General features: G+C 57.3%; 16 protein-coding genes. 2 read left to right on the plus strand and 14 right to left on the minus strand.

The window, feature by feature from the left end:
• Positions 1-35: 35 nt before the first annotated feature.
• The gene (gene epd, locus KGP21_RS22990; protein ID WP_059201700.1) at positions 36-1,052 is read right to left on the minus strand and encodes an erythrose-4-phosphate dehydrogenase; all 1,017 of its coding nucleotides are present in this window, start codon (positions 1,050-1,052) and stop codon (positions 36-38) included.
• 459 nt (positions 1,053-1,511) lie between these two features.
• On the opposite strand from epd, the gene KGP21_RS22995 reads away from it, so the two are divergent.
• A complete protein-coding gene (locus tag KGP21_RS22995; RefSeq protein WP_021806219.1) occupies positions 1,512-1,799 on the plus strand; it encodes a putative quinol monooxygenase in 288 nt (95 codons plus the stop codon).
• Positions 1,800-1,868: 69 nt separating this feature from the next.
• Here KGP21_RS22995 and KGP21_RS23000 read toward each other — a convergent pair whose 3' ends face one another.
• The 4 genes from KGP21_RS23000 to tkt all read right to left on the minus strand — a co-directional run bounded on the left by KGP21_RS23000 (position 1,869) and on the right by tkt (position 8,355).
• The gene (locus tag KGP21_RS23000; protein ID WP_115159292.1) at positions 1,869-2,939 is read right to left on the minus strand and encodes an ABC transporter ATP-binding protein; all 1,071 of its coding nucleotides are present in this window, start codon (positions 2,937-2,939) and stop codon (positions 1,869-1,871) included.
• The gene (locus KGP21_RS23005; protein ID WP_074029700.1) at positions 2,932-4,701 is read right to left on the minus strand and encodes an iron ABC transporter permease; all 1,770 of its coding nucleotides are present in this window, start codon (positions 4,699-4,701) and stop codon (positions 2,932-2,934) included. The genes KGP21_RS23000 and KGP21_RS23005 overlap by 8 nt, the downstream gene beginning before the upstream one ends.
• A gap of 319 nt (positions 4,702-5,020) precedes the next feature.
• Positions 5,021-6,085, minus strand: coding sequence for an ABC transporter substrate-binding protein (locus KGP21_RS23010; protein ID WP_371822718.1), 1,065 nt, complete (start codon positions 6,083-6,085; stop codon positions 5,021-5,023).
• Positions 6,086-6,360: 275 nt separating this feature from the next.
• Complete coding sequence (gene tkt, locus KGP21_RS23015) at positions 6,361-8,355, minus strand: transketolase (RefSeq protein WP_037375718.1); 1,995 nt, start codon at positions 8,353-8,355, stop codon at positions 6,361-6,363.
• 225 nt (positions 8,356-8,580) lie between these two features.
• On the opposite strand from tkt, the gene KGP21_RS23020 reads away from it, so the two are divergent.
• Complete coding sequence (locus tag KGP21_RS23020; RefSeq protein ID WP_021179773.1) at positions 8,581-9,333, plus strand: M48 family metallopeptidase; 753 nt, start codon at positions 8,581-8,583, stop codon at positions 9,331-9,333.
• A 56-nt stretch (positions 9,334-9,389) separates the two neighbouring features.
• On the opposite strand, the gene KGP21_RS23025 is transcribed toward KGP21_RS23020, so the two are convergent.
• From KGP21_RS23025 to KGP21_RS23065, 9 genes are read right to left on the minus strand one after another with little or no spacing between them, the layout of a single operon-like run.
• The gene (locus KGP21_RS23025) at positions 9,390-11,027 is read right to left on the minus strand and encodes a thiamine pyrophosphate-binding protein (RefSeq protein ID WP_021806223.1); all 1,638 of its coding nucleotides are present in this window, start codon (positions 11,025-11,027) and stop codon (positions 9,390-9,392) included.
• Between the two features lie 36 nt (positions 11,028-11,063).
• Positions 11,064-12,533, minus strand: coding sequence for an aldehyde dehydrogenase (locus KGP21_RS23030; protein WP_223536348.1), 1,470 nt, complete (start codon positions 12,531-12,533; stop codon positions 11,064-11,066).
• A gap of 16 nt (positions 12,534-12,549) precedes the next feature.
• A complete protein-coding gene (locus tag KGP21_RS23035) occupies positions 12,550-13,344 on the minus strand; it encodes an aspartate dehydrogenase (RefSeq protein WP_021806225.1) in 795 nt (264 codons plus the stop codon).
• Positions 13,345-13,357: 13 nt separating this feature from the next.
• A complete protein-coding gene (locus KGP21_RS23040) occupies positions 13,358-14,152 on the minus strand; it encodes an SDR family oxidoreductase (RefSeq protein WP_223500302.1) in 795 nt (264 codons plus the stop codon).
• Positions 14,149-14,967: an alpha/beta fold hydrolase gene (locus KGP21_RS23045; protein WP_115159296.1), complete on the minus strand. Its 819-nt coding sequence runs from the start codon at positions 14,965-14,967 to the stop codon at positions 14,149-14,151. Before KGP21_RS23045 ends, KGP21_RS23040 begins: the two co-directional genes overlap by 4 nt.
• Positions 14,967-15,491 (minus strand): cupin domain-containing protein, encoded by a 525-nt coding sequence (locus KGP21_RS23050; RefSeq protein ID WP_021806228.1) that lies wholly within the window; start codon positions 15,489-15,491, stop codon positions 14,967-14,969. Before KGP21_RS23050 ends, KGP21_RS23045 begins: the two co-directional genes overlap by 1 nt.
• A 20-nt stretch (positions 15,492-15,511) precedes the next feature.
• On the minus strand, positions 15,512-16,774 hold the full coding sequence (locus KGP21_RS23055) for an MFS transporter (protein WP_021806229.1): 1,263 nt from the start codon (positions 16,772-16,774) through the stop codon (positions 15,512-15,514).
• Between the two features lie 24 nt (positions 16,775-16,798).
• Entirely contained in the window at positions 16,799-18,010 is a 1,212-nt protein-coding gene (locus KGP21_RS23060; RefSeq protein WP_223500304.1) for an NAD(P)/FAD-dependent oxidoreductase, read from the minus strand.
• Positions 18,007-18,948 (minus strand): VOC family protein, encoded by a 942-nt coding sequence (locus tag KGP21_RS23065; protein ID WP_021806231.1) that lies wholly within the window; start codon positions 18,946-18,948, stop codon positions 18,007-18,009. The genes KGP21_RS23060 and KGP21_RS23065 overlap by 4 nt, the downstream gene beginning before the upstream one ends.
• Positions 18,949-19,021 lie beyond the last annotated feature (73 nt).

Raw genomic sequence — 19,021 nt, forward strand, 5'->3', positions numbered from 1 at the left:
GAGCGACGCATCAACACCACGTTGATAGCGCCTTACTAGAAACCGCTTGCGGCCATTGCCCGTGTTGTATCCAACATCCGGTTGGCAAAGCCCCATTCGTTATCACACCAGACCAAGGTCTTGATCAGGTGCTGTCCGCTGACCCGGGTTTGCGTCCCATCAACGATGGCGCTGTGCGGGTCATGGTTAAAATCAATCGAGACTAATGGTAGTTCTGTATAGTCAACTATACCACGAAATGATCCCTGTGCCGCCTTTTGCAACAGCTGGTTTACCTCTGTGACCAACACCTTCGAGCTTACGCTGACGCTAAGATCGATGGCCGTTACGTTGATCGTCGGCACCCGCACGGAGATCGCTTCAAAACGATCGCAAAACTGCGGGAAGATGCGCGTAATGCCCGCTGCCAGCTTGGTGTCGACCGGAATAATCGACTGGCTCGCCGCGCGGGTACGCCGCAAATCCTGATGATAGGCGTCTATCACCGGCTGATCGTTCATCGAGGAGTGGATGGTGGTTACCGTGCCGGACTCAATGCTGTAGGCATCGTCCAACAGCTTGATAATCGGAATAATGCAGTTGGTGGTACAGGAGGCGTTGGACACGATGCGATGCTCGCCACGCAGCGTTTGGTGGTTAACCCCAAACACGATGGTCGCATCCAGATCGTTACCGCCCGGATGGGCAAACAGCACCTTTTTTGCCCCTGCCGCCAGATGAGCTTCGCCATCTGCCCTGCTGCCGTACACACCGCTGCAATCCAGCACCACATCCACGCCCAGTTCGCCCCAGGGCAACTGGTCCAGCGCTGGCTGATGCAACAAACGAATGCTGTCATCCCCCACGCTCAACACGTCACATTCCTGGCGCACATCCCAGGCAAAGCGGCCGTGGCTGGAGTCATATTTCAGCAGGTGGGCCATCCCCTCGGCATGTGCCAGTTCGTTGATGGCGACGACGGAAATTTCGGCGCGTCGTCCCGATTCGTACAGTGCGCGTAAAACGCTGCGGCCAATACGGCCAAAGCCGTTTATCGCTATGCGGATGGTCATGCTACTCCCTGAAAAAGGGCGCTCCCTGACGGTGGTGTTCCACTTCAAGGATCGCGCAGACTGATTATCTCGCCTAGAGTACTTTAGCGTACTGCCTGCTGTGAATCGCTGCTTTGCATTATTCGTCAAACCCCCGTTGCTCATCGCAACCGCTCACTCTGCATTTCCACTAACAACAGTGATAACTGAAACGCTTCAGCCGAGCATAAACCAAAGTTTTACCAAAAGGAACAGGTGCAATGCGCTGCCTGTCATGTCGAGGGGACTTTGCGAAAATAAAATGATCTAGCGCACATTTTTACCCTCAGCCCCCGCTAGCCGAATTGAGTTCGAATGCGCAAATGACTTGCCGCTAACGCCAAGACCACCATAATAGACCCTGCGTTTGTTAGGTGAAGCAAATGCTGATGGGTCTAACTCTCTTTCTTTTGTGGTTAATGTTATTTACAAGGAACCAAAATGAGTGAAATCAAAGTAGTCGCCCTGATCAAAGCCATGCCGGAACACCGTGCTGCGGTAGACAAAGCGGTACGCGCCATGGTCGCCCCGAGCCGTTCCGAGCCGGGCTGTATCCAATATGATTTGCATGAAGAGCAGGGCCATCCGGGCGCTTTCGTATTTATCGAACGCTGGACTTCTGAGCAAGCGCTGAAAGAGCACATGGCAATGTCTTACCACGATGCCTTCCTGGCCGAATTGGAAGGGAAACTGGTCAGTCTTGAAGTGAAAAAACTGACTCAGCTGTAATTGTAATGATTAGGGGCGCTGTTCGGCGCGCCCCTTCACACTCTATCAATGGCAAACCATTTCAGTTAATCAGCCCTTGGGGAAAATCCACAGATGTTCGGCGGGCAGAGACAGCGTACACATCTCTTGGCCACGGCCTTCTGTGCCATAGGCGCGAACCACAAAGTCCTCTGCTACCGTGCGGAACAAATATTCCCAACGATCGCCTAGGTACATGCTGGTCAGCAGGGGTAACGCGATCTGATTGCCTTGCGGATCTTCCCCCAAGCGTACGCGCTCAACGCGGATCACCGCCGTTGCTTCCTGCCCGGTGGTTAACCCAGCCCCGGCCTTGCCCCACAGCGCCCAGTCTTTACCTTCGATCCGCGCGTTGCCTTCACGGATCTCCGTCACCTTGCCAAACAGCCGGTTGTTGCTACCCATAAATTCGGCGGTAAACAGCGTGGCTGGTGAGCCGTACATTTCCTGTGGCGTGCCCTGCTGTTCAATCTTGCCGTTATTGAGCAGCAGGATCCGATCGGAGATCGCCATCGCTTCGTTCTGATCGTGGGTTACCATCAGCGCAGAAAGGCCCAGCTTGATGATCAGCTCACGCAGGAACACCCGTGCTTCCTCGCGCAGCTTGGCGTCCAGGTTAGATAGCGGCTCATCCAGCAAGATCACCGGTGGGTTATAGACCAGCGCACGGCCAATCGCCACGCGCTGCTGCTGACCACCGGAGAGCTGATGGGGATGGCGCTTACCCAACTGCCCCAAACCGAGTTGCTCAAGTACCGCCTGCACACGCTGAGTTATTTCCCCCGCAGGCGTTTTGCGTAATTTCAGCGGATAGGCCACGTTATCAAACACGGTTTTGTGGGGCCATAACGCATAGGATTGAAACACCAGGCCCAGATTGCGTTCTTCCGCCGGGATCTCGCTGCGTGCCGTACCGTCATAGACGGTATTGTTGCCAATGACGATTTTCCCCTGGGTGGGTTTTTCCAATCCGGCCACCGCGCGCAGCAAGGTGGTTTTGCCACTGCCTGACGGCCCGAGCAGTGAAACGACCTCCCCCCGTTTGAGTTGCATGGAAACGCCCTTCAATACCGGATTATCGCCGTAGGTCAGGTGCAGGTTATCTACCGAAAGCTCAATCATGGATTTTCACTCCAAATCGCAGGGCAATCCCTAGTCCTAACACGACCAGAAGGATGTTAATAAAAGAGAGCGCGGCGACAATATCGATCGCCCCCGCCGCCCACAGGGAAACCAGCATGGAACCTATGGTTTCCGTACCCGGTGACAGCAGATAGACCCCGGTGGAATATTCACGTTCGAAGATCAGGAACATCAACAACCAGGAACCAATCAGGCCATAGCGGGAGAGCGGGATCGTCACATGGCGCGTGATCTGCCCGCGAGAGGCTCCGGTGCTGCGCGCAGCCTCCTCCAACTCGGGAGCAACCTGCAACAGCGTCGATGAGATCAGCCGCAGGCCATAAGCCATCCATACCACGGTGTAAGCCAGCCAGACGCTAAAGATGGTGCTGCGCAGGGAGCGTAGCCACACCACCAGGTTTTCACGTAACCATTCGGCGATCGGCAGTGCGGAGAGCCAACCGGCTTTTAGCGATTTATCCAGCCACATCGGCAGGAACAAGAACACCCACAGGAAGGCCAGGCCTGCCAGTAAGCCAGGCACGGCTCGCGGCACCAGTACGCTGTAATCCAGAAAACGGGTCACGCCGTCAGGTTTACGGTGCATCGCAATGCCGATAAACAGATAACACACCACCGCCAGCGCACCACCGAACACCCCGATCGCCATCGAGTTGACAATCGCCCGCAGCAGGTTGGGCTGCTGCCAAATGGTGCGGAAGGTGTTGAGCGACAGCTCATCCCAAATGGAAACCCCGACGCCCCAGTTGGAGATAAAGGCACGCAGCACCACGCCCACCAGCGGAACACCGATGGTCACGGTAAGCCACAAGACCACCACGCCACCGGCGACCCAGCGCCATTTACCCAAGGGCAATGCACGGGCCTGTGAGGCTTTTCCCTTGACCGTGACAAAGCGGTTGGCGGTACGCATCAGACGCCGTTGCAGCATCACCAGCGGAATGGTGATGCAGATCAACACCACCGCCACCGCCGCCATCAGATGGTAAGACGGCGTGCCCAGCTTGTTGGTCAGTTGATACAGGTAAGTCGCCAGCACCAGGTTACCTTCCGGATCGCCCAGCACCAGCATCAGCCCAAACACTTCAAGCCCCAGGAAGAACAGCAACACGCTGGCATACAGGATCGACGGGCGTACCATAGGCAAGCTGACGGCAGTCATCACCTGTAGCGGAGAAGCCCCGGCGGTGCGGGCTGCCTCTTCGACATCCGATCCGACGCTGCGCAGTGCCGATGAAATATAGAGATAAGCGTGGGGAACGTGCGTGAGTCCGGCGATCACCACGATGCTGCCCATCGCATAGATATTCCAGGGCACAAAACCCAGCAAGGATTCCGCCCACAGCGAGAAGAAACCGACCGGCCCGGCGGCCACCACGTAGCCAAAGCCCAACACCATCGGCGAGACGAAGATCGGTACCAGGATCAGCGGTTCAATAAAGCGGCGGCCCGGCAGATCGGTTCTTACCATCAAGAACGCCAGCACACCGCCTAACGGAATGGAGATGACCACCAGACCAAATGCCAGAATAAACCCACTTTTCAGCGCTTTGTAGAAATCCGGGTCGGTAAAGATAAAGCGGAATGCCTCAAGGCTGAACACCTTGGAAGGCGAGAAAAACGGCGCGGAAAGGAAGCTTTGGATCACGATAAACGACAGTGGTACGTAGATAACCAGCGCGGTTATCAGCACCACCAAGCCGCGCGGCAGACTCTGCCACTTGTTGCGCAATGCTTTCATAGACTGTCCCGATGGTGATATCCCCTGCATCCTGAGATGCACCGGGGTAGAATTCCCTGTTCATGCTGAAGGAGAACGCAGGAGAGTGTAGCTCTGTGCATTTCCCCTCACCCTAACCCTCTCCCACAGGGAGAGGGGACTGAATGTGCCACCTTTTCACTTCTGAGACTGAACATGACACCGAACGGGTTTCCTCTCCTTTTGAAGAGGAGGACTGAATACGCCCGTGCCCCAGATTGGCTTCTGAACCCACCTACAACACCGTACCAGCCCCCTCTCCCTGTGGGAGAGGGTTGGGGTGAGGGACCCCCTCCCATCATCACTTCGCGGCGGCAGTGCGCCATTGTTTGATGTAGTCCAGGCGTTTGGTCGGTTCCAGATATTCCAGCAGGCTTTCGTCCACCGGGATCGGTTTCAACGCCTTGCCCAACATCTGCGTCATACCATCGATGTCGTTCTTGCCTTCAATATCGTTACGAATAGAGGGGATATCCGCCTGGTTGGCCAGGATGTTCTGCCCTTGCTCAGACAGCACGTAGTTCACCCACAGTTTGGCCGCATTGCTGTTGGCCGCTTCCTGGCTGATAAAGGTCACGCGTGACAACACCAGCGTGTAGTCTTTGGGATACGAGATCCCGAGTGAAGGATCGGTTTTGGCTCGCGCCTCGGCATAGGACCCCAGGATGTTAAAGCCAATCAGGTTTTCGCCTGAGGAGACCCTTTCCATCATGGTGCCGGTGGAAGACTGCACGGCCAACCCGCCCTTGGCGATATCGGCCAAGGTAGCGAAATAGTTTGGATCGGCCTTAAAGTCTTGCACCGAAAGCATAAAGCCCAGGCCCGACTTTTCGATGTCATAGGTGGTGACTTTCTTTTTGAATTTATCCGGCTGGCTGGCAATCAGCTTGGCCAGCGCAGCATGGGAGTCAGGCACCTCACCCTGTGGGATCAGGCGCTTGTTGTAGATAAACACCACCGGCTCATAAGTCGTGCCATAGGCCTTATCTTTCCACACGGCCCATTTAGGCAGTTGCCCCAGCTCTGGCGAGGCATATTCCAGCGCATAGTCGGTGGCCAGCTTCAGCGCGGTATCCATCGAGGAACTCCACACCACGTCACCACTGGTGCCCCCAGCCGCCTGCTCGCTGATATAGCGGTTATACAGCTCGGTGCTGTTCATATCGTTGTATTCGACTTTGATGCCAGGATACAGCGCTTCAAATCCCTGGATCAGTGGCCCCGCGGCTTTGGTATCCGTGGTGGAATACACCACCACCTTGCCTTCTTTTTTCGCCGCATCGACAATCTTTTGATAATCGGCGGGGTAGCCTGCCGGGAACTGCGCGAAGGCCGGAGCAGAGATTAAGACGGCCGCTGTCGCCATGGATACGCCAATCTTTAAAAACATACCATTAACTCCTGGTTACATTTACAAAACCAAAAATTAACATATAGCGAATAGCGGTGGTTAAGCAACGCCGTTAATTCGCTATGTTGCTGTTTTGTGATGGTGGGCGATTTTTGGACAGCAACAGCCATGATTATCCAATCATTAAGGATTTCTTAATGTTGCATGAGTGTTGATGGAGAGAGGTGGTTGGCGGGGAGTCAAAAAATAAGGGGCGAATAATCGCCCCTCGTACAGTTAAAGCTCAGTCATTATTTCAACAGCGCGTTAGCCTTGGCTACCACATTGTCAACGGTGAAGCCGAACTCTTTGAACAATTGCTCTGCCGGAGCAGACTCACCAAAGGTGGTCATGCCCACGATGGCGCCGTTCAAGCCAACATACTTGTACCAGTAATCCGCGATACCCGCTTCCACCGCTACGCGAGCAGAAACTGCCGCTGGCAGCACAGATTCACGGTAGGCCGCGTCCTGCTTGTCGAAGGCGTCGGTAGACGGCATGGAGACCACACGCACTTTACGCCCTTCGGCGGTCAGTTTGTCGGCAGCTTCAACGGTGATGCCCACTTCAGAACCGGTGGCAATCAGGATCACGTCCGGAGTACCTGCGCAGTCTTTCAGCACATAACCACCGCGATAAACGTTCGCCAACTGCTCGGCGGTACGTGGCTGCTGGGTCAGGTTCTGACGGGAGAACACCAGCGTAGTCGGGCCATCATTGCGTTCGATGCCGTACTGCCAGGCGATAGCCGATTCAACCTGGTCACAAGGACGCCAGGTGCTCATGTTCGGGGTCACACGCAGGCTGGCCAACTGCTCAACCGGCTGGTGCGTCGGGCCATCTTCACCCAGACCGATAGAGTCGTGGGTGTAAACGAACACGTTGCGGATTTTCATCAGCGCAGCCATACGCACCGCGTTACGGGCGTATTCCACGAACATCAGGAAGGTTGCAGAGTACGGCAGGAAACCACCGTGCAGCGCGATACCGTTGGTGATGGCGGTCATGCCGAATTCGCGCACGCCATAATGGATGTAGTTACCTGCCAGATCGTCACCCAGAGACTTGGAGCCGGACCACATGGTCAGGTTGCTTGGTGCCAGGTCCGCAGAACCACCGAGGAATTCAGGCAGCAGTTTGCCGAAGGCTTCCAGTGAGTTCTGTGATGCCTTACGGCTGGCGATGTTGGCTGGGTTAGCCTGCAACTGCTCAACGAATTTCTTCGCTTCCGCTTTCCAGTTGGCTGGCAGTTCACCGCTGGTGCGGCGTTTGAACTCTGCGGCCAGTTCCGGGAAGGCTTTGGTATAAGCGGCCAGTTTCTCGTTCCAGGCGGCTTCTTTAGCCTTACCAGCTTCTTTGGCATCCCACTGGGCATAAATGTCCTGCGGGATTTCGAAGGCGGCGTATTTCCAGCCCAGAGCTTCACGGGTAGCCGCAACTTCGGCTGCACCCAGTGGTGCACCGTGGGAATCATGGGTGCCCGCTTTGTGTGGTGAACCGAAGCCAATCACGGTTTTGCACATCAGCAGGGAAGGTTTGTCAGTGACCTTATGGGCTTCTTCGATCGCGGCTTTGATAGAGTCGCTGTTGTGGCCGTCAACGCCACGCACCACGTGCCAGCCATAGGCTTCGAAACGCTTGGCGGTATCGTCGGTGAACCAGCCTTCAACGTGGCCGTCGATGGAGATACCGTTGTCATCATAGAACGCCGTCAGTTTACCCAGCTTCATGGTACCCGCCAGGGAACAGACTTCGTGAGAGATGCCTTCCATCATGCAACCATCGCCCATAAAGGCATAGGTGTGGTGGTCAACAATCTCGTGGCCCGGGCGGTTGAACTGCGCGGCCAGCGTACGTTCGGCAATGGCGAAACCGATCGCGTTGGCGATCCCCTGGCCCAGTGGGCCGGTGGTGGTTTCTACGCCTGGGGTATAACCATATTCTGGGTGACCCGGAGTTTTGGAATGCAGCTGACGGAAGTTTTCCAGCTCGCTCATCGGCAGATCGTAGCCGGTGAGGTGCAACAGGCTATAAATCAGCATGGAGCCATGGCCGTTGGACAGCACGAAGCGGTCACGGTCAGCCCAGTGCGGGTTGGTAGGGTTGTGGTTCAGGTAGTCACGCCACAGGACTTCGGCGATATCAGCCATGCCCATAGGGGCGCCCGGGTGGCCGGAATTTGCTTTTTGAACGGCGTCCATACTGAGTGCGCGGATGGCGTTGGCAAGCTCTTTACGAGAGGACATGTTTTACTCCAGGTCGGATTAAAAAAGCGATCAAGATTTCTATTTTCTCAGACTCGGCATTGAAACAGCAATCCCTAATACCGAATGAGAGCGAGTTCATCACTAATGCGCACGTTCGGGACACATTTCGGAATATAGCTATTTCGGCCAAGCCTGCCGTACACTAGGCTATGCGCAGAATAATGGCAGCAGATCCCCCCTTAACTATCACAGGACGATAGAACGATGAAAATCCGTACTTCTTTGATTGCACTGAGCATTACTGCTTTATTGAGCGGCTGTCAAAACCTTAATACCGATACCCTACTACAATCCGGCGCCCAGGCCTACCAGGCGGCGACGCTGAGCGATAGCGACGTCAAGGCACTCAGTGATAAATCCTGTGCAGAGATGGATAGCAAGGAGCAAATCGCGCCAGCAAGCAGCGACTATACCAAGCGCCTGAACAAGATTGCCGCCGCGTTGGGGGATAACATCAACGGTACCCCTGCAAACTACAAGGTTTACGTGACCAAAGACGTCAATGCCTGGGCGATGGCCAACGGCTGTATCCGCGTCTACAGCGGCCTGATGGACATGATGGATGATAACGAAGTCGAAGGCGTACTGGGCCATGAAATGGGCCACGTTGCGCTGGGCCACACTCGTAAAGCCATGCAGGTCGCTTATGGGACAGTGGCATTACGTACCGCAGCATCTTCAGCTGGCGGCGTAGCAGCCTCACTGTCTCAGTCGCAGTTGGCCGATCTGGGCGAAAAACTGGTCAATGCCCAGTTCTCACAAAAACAGGAAAGTGAAGCGGATGATTACTCGTTCGATCTGCTGAAGAAACGCGGCATCAATCCAGAAGGTCTGGCTACCAGTTTCGATAAACTGGCGAAATTAGACGGTGGTCATGAAAGCAGCATGTTTGACAGCCACCCAACTTCCGAAGCCCGTGCCAAGCACATTCGCGATCGCATCGCCGCTGGTAAGTAACGCTATGTTCCCTCTCTTGGGAGTACACCTCTGGAGAGAGGGAACCGAGTAAGCAATCAGTACAGCTTCTGCGGTGGGCCAGCGAAGGTCAACGGCCCAACGCTTTTCATATCAACCTCTACCACCGATGGCCCAGGGTAATTAATCGCCTCCGCCAGCACGCCGCCAAACTGCGCAGCATCGCTTACTTTCCAGGCTTTCAGCCCCATCGCCTCTGCTACCTGGCAGAACGCCGGAGTATGCAATTCGTTATAATACTGGCGTCCAGAGAAATACTTGTCCTGAATGCCACGCATCACGCCATAACCGCCGTCGTTCATGATCAGCAAGGTGATATTGGCCTGCTCCTGCGCCATGGTTGCCAGTTCTCCTAGACCCAGCGCCAAACCGCCGTCCCCGACCAAGCCAACCACCTTACGCTGCGGGTTGGCAATGGCCGTGCCGATCGCCATCGGTAACCCCATGCCGATCGCTCCTGCCAGCGAGTGAATATTGCATAAAGGCGAGATGGCCCGGAACAGGCGGCTACCCCATACACTGCCAGAAACGGTGATATCACGTACCAGCAGGCCATCCTGCGGCAGCGCGGCGGCGATGGCATCGTTCAGTTTGGCATATTCACCAGACTGCTGGCGCAGCGCCGTTTCGGCCAACTCAACCGCACGGCCAATCTCCGCATCCCACTCGGCATTCACCTTCTCGCCGGGGGCCAGGCGTGCTGCCAGCGCACTCAGTAAAGCGGAACAGTCGCCATAAACCTGTTCATCCGCCAGATAATTGCGGTTGGCTGCTGCCGGATCGATATCAATCTGTACCAGCGGACGCGGCAGAGGGAGTGACCAGGTACGAGTTTCGTTACTACGCAGGCGGGAACCGGCCACCAGCGTCAAATCACACTGCGTCAGGATCGCCTCAACGCTTGGTGAGTTGTGGAAGGCCCGCAGGCTGCGCGGATGGCTATCCGGTAAAATCCCACGCCCATGGGTGCTGGAGATCACTACCACACCGGCATCCGCCAACTGTTTCACCGCCTCACGACAGGCCAGCGCACCACCACCAACCCACAGCAATGGACGTCTGGCGCGTTTTACTAGCTGATAAAGACGTTCAACCGCTGCTTCATCCGCAGCAGGCAACGCAGGAGGCAGTACCACCTTCCCTACCAGGCTGGCGGGGACCAGGCTGTTCTGAATATCGATCGGGATCTCTACCGCCACCGGGCCACAAGGCACGGTCTGCGCATCCAGAATGGCACGCTGGATCACCGCGACCGCCTGCTCCGGCGAGTTCACCCGGTAAGCCTGTTTAGAACAGGCGCGCAGGAAGCCCAGTTGATCCTTGGTTTCATGGATAAACCCGGCATCCGCATCCAGGTAGGCTTTCTCTACCTGCCCGGTGATATGCAACAGCGGCGTATTGGCATTCAGCGCTTCAATCATCGCACCGACGGCGTTACCCGCTCCGGCACCGGTACTTGTCAGCGCCACCCCCAAGCCAGAAAAGCGCCCGTGGGCATCGGCCATGGTTACAGCACCTGCCTCACCGCGCGCCGGTACAAAACGGATCGCGCCACGCTGCCCAACGGCATCGGCAATCGGCAGATTGTGGATCGAGATGATGCCGTACATTGCCGCCACCTCGTACTGTTCCAACGTTCGGGCTATCGCCTCACCAACCGTAATTTTTTCGCTCATCATCTGCCTTCTTATTGTCTTTGATCGTAGGGTACGTCAGTCGCTCCAGCGGTTAGGCTGATTGCTGAGGGAGAGATACAAACTCTTTTGCTGCATATAGGCCTGGATGCCATGCAGGCCCTTTTCGCGCCCCAGGCCGCTTTGTTTAAAGCCACCAAACGGTGTGGAAATCGAGAATGTCTTGTAGGTATTGATCCAGACGGTGCCGGTTTCCAGCTGTTCTGCCAGCGCCATCGAGCGGGCAAAATCACGGCTCCAGATCCCGGCAGCCAGGCCATAGATCGAGTCGTTGGCCTGTTCGATCAGCTGCTGTTCATCATCAAACGGCATCACCACCAGCACCGGGCCAAAGATCTCTTCCTGGCAGGTGCGGGCACTGTTACTCAGCCCTTCAATAATGGTCGGCAGGTAATAGCTGCCCTGGGCCAACTGCGGATCGGCAGGAACTTCACCACCAATGAGCACCCGGCCCCCTTCCTGCTGGGCCAAGGCCACGTAATCCGCCACGCTCTGGCGATGCTTGTCGCTGATCAGCGGGCCGAGGTGCACACCGGCTTGCAGCGGGTTACCAATACGCAGTCCGGCGGTCAGCTCGCATAAACGGGTCAACAGCGGCTGATACAGCGAGCGGTGCACAAACAGCCGTGAACCGGCGATACACGCCTGCCCGGCCGAGCTGAAAATGCCATAACAAATACCACGCGCCGCCTGTTCCAGATCCGCATCTTCCAGCACGATGGTGGGCGACTTGCCCCCCAACTCTAACGATGTAGGGATCAGTTTTTCTGCGGCAATATGCGCCAAATGACGGCCAGTGGAGGTCCCGCCGGTGAAGGAGATCTTTTTCACCAACGGATGGCGAGCCAAGGCTTCACCAATCACCGAGCCCTTGCCCGGCAATACGCTGAGCAAGCCAGCAGGCAAGCCTGCCTGTTCAAACAGTTCGGCCAGTTTCAGCGCCATTAACGGCGTAGCCTCTGCCGGTTTCAGTACCACCGCATTCCCTGCCGCCAGCGCCGGAGCCACCTTCTGCATTTCACTGGCAATCGGTGAGTTCCACGGCGTGATCGCCGCTACCACGCCCAGCGGCTGATACTGGCTCAGCGTCATCGCGTCACGGTTACGCTGGGTGGGAAGCTCTCCCTCCAACACCTCGCAGGCGGCAGCAAAATAGCGAGCCGTGGCCGCCGCACTCATGACCAGACCACGGGTTTCCGCCAGCGGTTTGCCATTGTCACGGGTTTGCAGCTGCGCCAGGGCTTCCACTTGTTCAGTAATCAAATCGCTGACGCGATGCAGGATCGCCGCGCGCTGATGCGGCACCAATCCACGCCAGCTCGGCTCGCGCCAGGCTTTTTCTGCCGCCGCAACCGCCTCATTCACATCCTCGACGTTGGCCGCTCGCAGGCGAGCATTCACGCTGCCATCCGCCGGAAAAACTGAACTCATCTCTTCGCCGCGCCCTTCGCACCAGCGGCCGGCAAGAAAAATCTTTAACGTTTCCATGCTTTGCTCCTGCCATTCAGGCAATAAAACCGCCGTCCACCAAACTGCGGCAGGCTTGTACCGCACTCAGTGCCGCCAGCGTTGACGTTTTCGGGTTGCTGGCCAGCGGGGTGCCGCACAGCTCAATCTGGAACTCGCCAAACTGACCACACACCTGTAGGCGGTGAGTATTACGTTGAGTATGAGGATCTACCTGTAAGCGTACCCGCGTGGCGTCCATCCCCAAGCCATGCAGCGCAATAGTGGCCGCTACGTTGGCGTTGGCCGGGAACAGGCTTGCGGCTTCACGTGCCGATCCTTCAAAGAACACCTGCGCTTCGCTGACGGCATCCAGATTAATCAGCTTTTCCGCCGGGCTGCCGCGCCAACTGGCCGGGCTTTTGCTGGACTGGTAGGTCACGCTGTCCAACCCGCCTTCTCGCGCCGAAGCCAGACCATCCATACCCGCCACCGCACCAGACAGCACGATCAGCCGCCCGTGGTAGCGTGAGCAGGCCTGCTGCAAACGCAGTTGCAATGCGGCATCGGCCAGGGCGCCAGTAGAGATCACCGCCAGCCGCCAGCCACGCTTAACGATAGCCTCACCAAACTCGGCGACCGCCTGCTGGCTGGCACACTCCAGCACCAAATCTGGTTGCTCGGTACACTGGTCAGGATGGGCCAGCGCCTGCACCTGTCCGGCAAACGCTGCGTCGATCTCGGCATGATGCGTTTCCCGTGCCACGATCCAACCGACTGCCACACCCTCCGGCAGGCGCGCCAGCACCTCTTTTGCCATCGCGCCATAGCCAATCATCATGATCTTCTTCATCTTTTCAGTCCCGTCAGAGATGGCGATTGAAACCGCCGGAAACGTCCAGCGCCGCACCGGTGGTAAATGAGGCCAGGGGGGAGGCTAAAAACAGCAGCGCCCGTGCCGGTTCCTGCGGTTTACCCAAACGCCCCATTGGGATGCCACGCCGCTCGGCAATCGCCGCCGTCCACTGTTCCCAGCTTTGTTGTTGATCCTGGCGTTCGGCAAAGCGCCGCCGCCATTGGCCCGACTCCACCATGCCCAGCAGGATGGAATTGACGCGAACCCCTTTGCTCACCAGCTCTTTCGATAAGGTCAGCGTCATGTTGAGCAACGCGGCACGGGCTGCCGAGGTGGCAATCATGTGCTCTTCCGGCTGTAGAGCCAGCAGTGAGTTAACGCAGGTAATGGAGGCGATATCCGAGCGCTCCAACGCCGGTAAAAAGGCCTGCACCGGGTTGATCACCCCGAACAGTTTCAGCTCTGCCTCATGCAACCAGGCTTCGCGCGGTGTCTGATCGAAATGTGCCACAAACCCCTGCCCGGCGTTGTTGATTAACATATCCACTGCGCCAAAATGCGTGCTGACCTGCTCGGCAAACTTGGTAACCTGCTCGGCGTCGAGCACGTCGCAGCGTAACGCCAGGATCTCCGCCTGCGGGAACTCTTCACGCAGGCTGGCCTCGGCGCTGGCCAGTTTGTCCTGATTGCGGCCACAGAAAGCGACTTTCGCTCCTTCGGCCAGCAACAGACGCAGCGTTTCAAAACCGATCCCCGAGGATCCTCCGGTGACCACCGCCACTCGCCGTTCAATCTGAAAATTCATGGTTGGATTGCCCCCGTAAAGTCCTGCAAATAGCGGTTAAACCGCGCTGGCGCATCGAGATAGCTGGCATGCCCCGCTGCATCAATCAGACGCATTGTCGCATCATGCTGTTGCGCCAACGTTGCGGCTCCTTCCGGCGGCGTGATGCGATCAACACTGCCACACCACACCTGTAACGGGCCGCGATAGCGCACCAGGTAGCGGTTGATATCGTCATTGGCCAGCATCCAGGCGGCGCTGAGAAAACCAGCCGGATCAAGTTGCTGCATACCGCTGCGTACCCAGGCAATATCCTGTGGTTCCGCATCGTCACGCAGCAATGCTGCCGCACGCTGTTCACCGTAGCCCTGTGGGCCAAGCGTTTCGATCATCTGTTTGCGTTGGCCAAACACCTGCTGGCGTTTTTCCAGCGGCGCAGTGGCATAACCCTGAGCCGGATCGGCCAGTACCAGTCCACTCAACCCATCCGGGTTGGCAGCGGCAAAGGCACTGCCGATCAACGCACCGAGCGAATGCCCCACGATCAGCGGCTGTTGCAACTGCAACTCGGCAATCAGCTCCACCAGCGCGTTGGCATAAGCGGCAGCATCTGGCTGTGCCTGTGCCAGCGCTGCGCTACCGCCATAACCCGGAGCATCCCAGGCAATCAGGCGGTGGCCGTCGGTCAGGGCGCGATCGCTGAACTGCTTCACCCACGAAGCAGAACCGGAACTGATGCCATGCAGCAGCACTACTGCCCGACCATGCCCGGCTTCACGCCAACTTAGCCGCTGGCCTCCACAATCCGCCTGCTGGCGTTCCGGTAAGCCGTTCATCAATTGCGCTTCACTTTCGACAACGGATGATCGGCCGGATAAGTCGGGGTTTCCGGCTTGGCAGTACCGAGCATCACGCACATCAGCGCTTCCTCTTCACCGTGATTGAACAGGCCACGATAAACCCCCGCCGGGACAGAAATCAGATCGCGCTCTTTCAGAATGGTTTCGTAATACTCTTCGCCGTCCTGGATCATCAGCGTGATTTTGCCCTTGAGCATAAAGAACACTTCTTCAACGTCGTCATGCAGGTGCAATGGCCCTTCACATTTCGACGGCAGCACCATGGTGGAGAAGGTAAAGTTCCCCGCAGGAATGGTGTTGGTGTCGCTGACGACGCCGGTGGCACCGGTGCCGATATAGCGCATCTGCGCACGGCGGTACTTCGGATCGTAATCGGCCTGGAACTTCAGCGCGTTCCAGTCATATTTACGGCCTTCAAAACGGGCGATACGCGATTCCACCCAGTTTTCCATCGTCAGATCCTGCGGCTTGATGCCGGCTTTATTCTCAACCTGGGACATGTTGTCTCTCCTTCGTTGCATCAATACTTATTCAGTAACGGCAGCAGAATGGCGCAGCCGACAAAGGCCATCACCACCAGGAACAGCAAACCGTTATCCATATTGCCGGTGGCGGCGATCAGAGCCCCCATCAGCACCGGTGCCAATGCGCCGGCAAAATTACCCAATCCGTTAAACACCCCACCAGCGGTAGCGCTCACCCGGCTGCTGGTGGCCTTGGCCAACAGCGCGAAGATGTTTGGCGCGCCGGCTCCCCACATAAAGGTGCTGAAGGACATGGCGGCGATCACGCTGTAGGTGCCCTGCATATACAGAACGACACCCAAACCGATCCCGGCACCGCACAGCGAGATGAAACAGGCCAACGCGCGGCGATCCATCTTGTCCGACAGCCAGGCCCCCACCACCTCGCCAAGCAACATGGCAATAAACGGCAGTGACGACAGGTATCCGGCGTGCTCCAGATGAATGCCTTTGCCTTCGATCAGATAGCTCGGCAGCCAGCCGTTCATGCCCCACAGGTAGGTGAGAAACGCGATGTTAAACAGGCAAATCATCCAAAAATGCGGGGTGCTGAACAGTTCGCGGCGCAGCTGCTTACGCTCGGCAACGGCCGGTTTACTGGTGGTGCTGGCCGCCGGACGTGCCACGTTAAGGTGACGCATACCAAACAGCACCAGCAACATCACCGGCACGGTCAGAAATGCCATAAAGAAGAAGGTGGTTTCCCAGTTAAAGCGGCTGAGAATGAACAGCGTGACCGGGAAGCCCAGTGCTGCGCCAATCGGGGTTCCCAGCAGCCACAGCATGGTGGCTCGCGCCTGGAGACGTTGCGGAAAAGCCTGGCGCACGATGGCATAGGCCATTGGCAACAGCGGCCCTTCGGCGATGCCCAGCAGGATACGCAGCGTCATCATGGTGTGATAAGAGCGCGTCATCCCCATCAGCACCATCAGTACGCCCCAGGTCACCATCATGCCAATCAGCACCTTGACCGGATTGAGCCGATCGCCAATGCCGCTCAACAGCATCGAAGAGAAGCCGTAGGAGAACAAAAAGGCGCTCATCAGCAGCCCGAGCCGGGTGGGATCAAAGCCGATGCCCATCGCCTGCTGAAACTCGTGGTCAGAAAACAGCGCAGCAATGCTGATCTTGTCGAAAAACGCCAGCAATACGCAGGCAAACAGGGCTGCCGGCACCGACCAACGCACGCTGGTTGGTGAATTTTCGGCAACAGCATCCCCCACCCGACCGCTGCGGGCGTCAATATCTTGCGTAGTCATAAAACGCTCCCTTTGGGTCGGGCGTTATTTCAACGCCATCAGAGAAAATTCCACATCCGCCAGTTGCTGCGGATCCAGTACCCGGCCGCTGGCCAGCCAGCGTTTACCCAGCTTGATGGTGCGCGCGTCGTTAAACGCCACCAGTTGCACCAGTTGCCGATCGGCATTCAGGGTGAAGAACAGTTGTGACTGCGGCGTACGGCGCACTATCTGGTGAACGCCGCCGGTAGGGACGCCCAGGATTTGGATATTGGCGTCGTATTGATCCGACCACAGCCAGGCAACATCATCGTAAGGTGCGGCAAACGCATCCAACATCGCGCAAGCGGTGCTGATCGCCTGATTCTGTGCGTAGGCCCAGGATTGCAGACACAGGCCGAGAGTGGGATGGCGCGCAACATCGCCTGCAGCAAAAATGGCCGGGTGGCTGGTACGCCCTTGCCCATCTACGACGATCCCGCCCTCAAGCTTCAGCCCGGCGCTGTGGGCCAGTTCCAGATTCAGTTCAACGCCAATGCCAACGACCACCAGGTCGAAGGGCTGCGCAGCACTGCTGGCGCTGCCAATCCAGGCTTCACCCTCGCGATCTTCAAGCGTGATTTCGCCGCAGTCGCAATGCACGGTGACGCCTTGCTGTTGATGCAGTTCCAACAATGCCTGGGAAACGCTAGCCCCTACGCTACGCATACACAGCGCGGCTTGGCGCTCAAACACCGTCACGTCAACACCCAGCTTGCGGGCCGAAGCGGCAATCTCCAGCCCGATCCAACCACCACCCACAATCGCCAGCTTTTGGCATTGCTGTAGGCCCTGGCGCAGGCGTGCCGCATCATCCCAGGAACGCAGGGTCATCACTCGCGGGTGCTTGGCCCAGTTGGCATCCGGCAGGCGTGGTCGGCCACCGGTCGCAATCAGCAGTTGATCAAACTGCAGCTGGCTGCCGTCGCTGAGCGTGACGATTTGCTGCTGTCCGTCGATGGCTTCGGCACGTAGCGGGCGGTGCCAATCGATATTCATCCCGGCCACCACCTCTTCACTGAACAGGCGGCTGAGTGGCGCATTGCCATCCAACAGCGCCGCCTTGGAGAGCGGTGGGCGTTCGTAAAAATCATAAGGCTCGTCACTGATCACCGACAACCTGCCGCTATAACCGCGATCGCGCAGCGTTTTCGCTGCCCAACCACCAGCCTGGCCGCCGCCGATAATGACAATGCCTGCACGGGTTGGTTGACTCATACCGCCCCCGGCTTCTTATGTTGGCGGCGGGTATCGTGATCGATCCCGCCTTCGACCGCCCATTCGGTAAACGAGACCAGCGAATGCTCCAGCTCACGCGGCTGCCAGTTTTCCGTCAGGTAGTCATCATTGGTGTAATACTCAAAGGCACCGCCGGTCGGGCTGTTGACGTACCAAAAATAAGCCGAGGAGATCGGGTGGCGGCCTGGGCCTATAAAGGTGCTCCACTGCTCTTTATTCATCGCGATGCCGCCGCCGATCACTTCATGGATATCGCGTACGGTGAAGGCGACATGGTTCAGGCCCCGTGGGCGGTTAGGCAGTTTCAGCAGGAACAGGTTGTGATGGCCACCGCGTGCCTGGGTGCGCAGGAAGACGGCGCGATCGATATAGCGGTCGGAAACCTGGAAACCGAGCAGATCGCAGTAGAAGCGTTCGGTAGCAGCCAAATCCTCAACGAAGAACACTACGTGACCGATATTGACCGGCTCGGCTTTGGCATAAACCGGGCTAGGCTGGTCGATGCGGCGTACATCGCCCCATTGGTTGATCGGCGAAACGGGCAGCTCCACCGGTTGCTGCGCAGTAACGGCAAAACGCAGCGTCATACCGTTGGGATCGCGGCATTCCAACTCTTCGCCGACGTGGCGAAAGCCAGGCATCTGCGCCAACAGGGGTTGCAACGCAGCCAGCGCCGCAGGGCTTTCAACTGCCCAGGTCATACGGCGCAAGGTCGAACCTGCCTCAAACGCGGCCGGTAAGACCTCGCTGTCTTGCGGATACAGCACCACGCTAGCCCCGCTCAACGTGGTAAATTCACGGCGCGGTTCGCCCCAATGCTGTAGCGTTGGTTGCAGACCGAAGTCCTGCATAAACTTTTCGCACGTTGGCAGATCTTCAACGCCAAATTCCAGCTTTTCGATTCCGGTTATGCTCATTATTGTGCCTCACGTTCTCGCTGAATGCGTTTTTCAGACATGATCGACCCCGGCCCATGAAGCTCATGAGTCT

The sequence above is a fragment of the Serratia sp. JSRIV004 genome, assembly GCF_019968705.1.
Classification (GTDB): Bacteria; Pseudomonadota; Gammaproteobacteria; order Enterobacterales; family Enterobacteriaceae; genus Chania; species Chania fonticola_B.